Below are 2,402 nucleotides of genomic sequence, written 5' to 3' on the forward strand. Positions count from 1 at the left end.
GCGCCCGTGACGTCCTTCGCGGCGGCCAGTTGCGGCGTCAGCGCGGCCGTACGGGCCTTGGCGTGCTCGCCGGCCGTCAGGGCGTCACTGCCCGTGCCGGCGGCCGGCTCGGCCACCGGGCTCGGATCCGAGCCCCGCGGCTGCTCGGCCGCCGCCCCCGGCGTGGTCCCCGGCGTCGGCGCCGCGCTGGCCTGCCAGCCGGCCACCCCGAACGCGGTCACCGCCGTCACCGTCGAGATGCCCAGCCCCCAGGCCCATCTCCGCACTGTGGTCGATCTCAAGTCGCCATTCCTCCCCCTCGATGCTTGCGGGCTGAGCCTGGGCGAGACGCCGTGAGGCGGAGGTGAGGTTTGCCCCTTGGTGCCCAATTCCCGACACGAACGATCTATACCGGCAGATCGGTATCAGCCGAGGCTCACGCGGCACGCCGGCGGCGGTGAGGCATGATCGACACATGCTGCCCGTGGAGTTCGGACTGGACACGTTCGGCGACGTCACCGTCGGCCCGGACGGCGAACCGCTGCCGTATGCGCAGGTCATCCGCAACGTCGTCGAGCAGGCGGTGCTGGCCGACGAGGTCGGGGTGGACGCGTTCGGGCTCGGCGAACACCACCGCGACGACTTCGCGGTGTCGGCGCCGGAGATCGTGCTGGCGGCCATCGCCAGCCGCACCCGGCGGATCCGCCTCGGCACCGCGGTGACGGTGCTCAGCTCCGACGACCCGGTCCGCGTCTACGAACGCTTCGCCACCCTCGACGCGGTGTCGAACGGCCGGGCCGAGATCACCCTGGGCCGCGGCTCGTTCACCGAGTCGTTCCCGCTGTTCGGCTACGACCTGAACGACTACGACCGGCTCTTCGCCGAGAAGGCCGACCTGATGGCCGAACTGCTCCACGAGGAAGCGGTGACCTGGGCCGGCACGGTCCGCCCGCCGCTGGACGGCCAGCAGGTCTACCCGAAGACAGCGGCCGGGCGGATCCCCACCTGGGTCGGCGTCGGCGGCAGCCCGGAATCGGTGGTCCGCGCGGCCCGGTACGGCTTTCCGCTGGTCCTGGCCATCATCGGCGGCGACCCGGCCCGCTTCGCGCCGTACGTGGAGCTGTACCACCGGGCCCTGGACCAGTACGAACGCGAGCCGCTGCCGATCGCGGTGCACGCGCCGGGCTTCGTCGCGGCCACTGACGAGGAGGCGGTCGAGACGCTGTGGCCGCACGCCCGGGCGTCGATCACCCGGATCGGGGCTGAGCGGGGGTGGCCGCCGCTGACCCGGGAACGCTTCGAGGCGGACATCGCCGAGGGGGCCTGGCACGTCGGGTCACCGGAGACCGTGGCCCGCAAGATCGCCCGGACGGTGGGGGTGCTGGAGGTGCAGCGCTTTGATCTGAAGTACTCGGCCGGGACGCTGCCGCACGAGGACATGATGACAGCGATCCACCTGTACGGCACCGAGGTCATTCCACGGGTGCGGGAGCTGCTGGAGAACGAGGTCTGAGCCGGGTCCGCTCAGGGCTTCTGGCCGATCGCGGCGACCACCGCCATGTCGCCCGGGTCGCCGTCGCCCTGCGGGCCGGCCGGCCATTCGTGCACCCAGACCAGCCCGGGCGGCACCAGCACCGTGTCGCCGAAGAACCGCGTGATCTGTGACCGGCTGCGGCCGGTCGCCGTCGACACGTCCGTCCGCCGGTACAGGTCGGCGACCCCGTCCAGGGCCGAGTCCGCCGCCGTCTCCGAGACCCCGTGCGAGATCGCCACGTACGACCCCGGCGGCAGGCCGGCGAGCAGCCGCTCGACCGCGGGATAGGCGTCGTCGTCCGGCACGAAGTGCAGCATCGCGACCAGCAGCAGCCCGATCGGCTGCTCCAGGTCGAGCAGCCGGCGCACGCTCGCGTGGCCCAGGATCGCCTCGGGGAAACGCATGTCGGCCTGCACCGCGGCGGCGAACCGGTTGTCGCGCAGGATCTCACCGGCGTGCGCGACCGCGACCGGGTCGATGTCGATGTAGACCACCCGGGCGTCGTCGACGCGGCGCTGGGCTATCTCGTGCACGTTGCCGACCGTCGGGATGCCGCTGCCGATGTCGAGGAACTGCCGCACGCCCGCGTCGAGCATGAACTGCACGGCCCGGTTGAGGAACGCGCGGTTGGCCCGGGCCATCTCGCCCGCCGCGGGGATCATCGCCAGCAGCCGCTTGGCCGCCTCACGGTCGGCGGCGAAGTTGTGGCTGCCGCCGAGCAGGGCGTCATAGATCCGGGCGCTGCTGGGCCGGCTGGAATAGTCCGCGTCCGCGTTCCCCATGCCGAGGAAGCCTACTCCACTGTGGTCGGTCACGAGGCCACTCGCCGGTCCGCGACCGGCACCAGCCGGGCGGGGCCGCCCACCAGACCCCGCCACCGGTGGGGGGT

Annotated in this window: 2 protein-coding genes and 1 pseudogene; 1 reads left to right on the top strand and 2 read right to left on the bottom strand. The window is 72.6% G+C overall.

Features of this window, described 5'->3' with window-relative positions; all coding sequences use genetic code 11:
• Positions 1-281 (bottom strand): annotated as a pseudogene (locus AB0C29_RS43740) (hypothetical protein); the annotation flags it as partial.
• A gap of 173 nt (positions 282-454) precedes the next feature.
• Between AB0C29_RS43740 and AB0C29_RS43745 the strand changes: the two are divergent.
• Positions 455-1,492, top strand: coding sequence for an LLM class flavin-dependent oxidoreductase (locus AB0C29_RS43745; protein ID WP_360833607.1), 1,038 nt, complete (start codon positions 455-457; stop codon positions 1,490-1,492).
• 11 nt (positions 1,493-1,503) lie between these two features.
• Here the strand turns inward: AB0C29_RS43745 and AB0C29_RS43750 are convergent, their stop codons facing one another.
• Positions 1,504-2,295: an SAM-dependent methyltransferase gene (locus AB0C29_RS43750; RefSeq protein ID WP_360833609.1), complete on the bottom strand. Its 792-nt coding sequence runs from the start codon at positions 2,293-2,295 to the stop codon at positions 1,504-1,506.
• Between the last annotated feature and the right edge of the window lie 107 nt (positions 2,296-2,402).

Source organism: Actinoplanes sp. NPDC048791, assembly GCF_040650095.1.
Classification (GTDB): Bacteria; Actinomycetota; Actinomycetes; order Mycobacteriales; family Micromonosporaceae; genus Actinoplanes.

What these genes read in the sequence shown, in the direction of transcription:
- AB0C29_RS43745 (WP_360833607.1), top strand. Translation starts at nt 455, where the DNA reads ATGCTGCCCGTGGAGTTCGGACTGGACACGTTCGGCGACGTCACCGTC.
- AB0C29_RS43750 (WP_360833609.1), bottom strand. Translation starts at nt 2,295, where the DNA reads ATGGGGAACGCGGACGCGGACTATTCCAGCCGGCCCAGCAGCGCCCGG.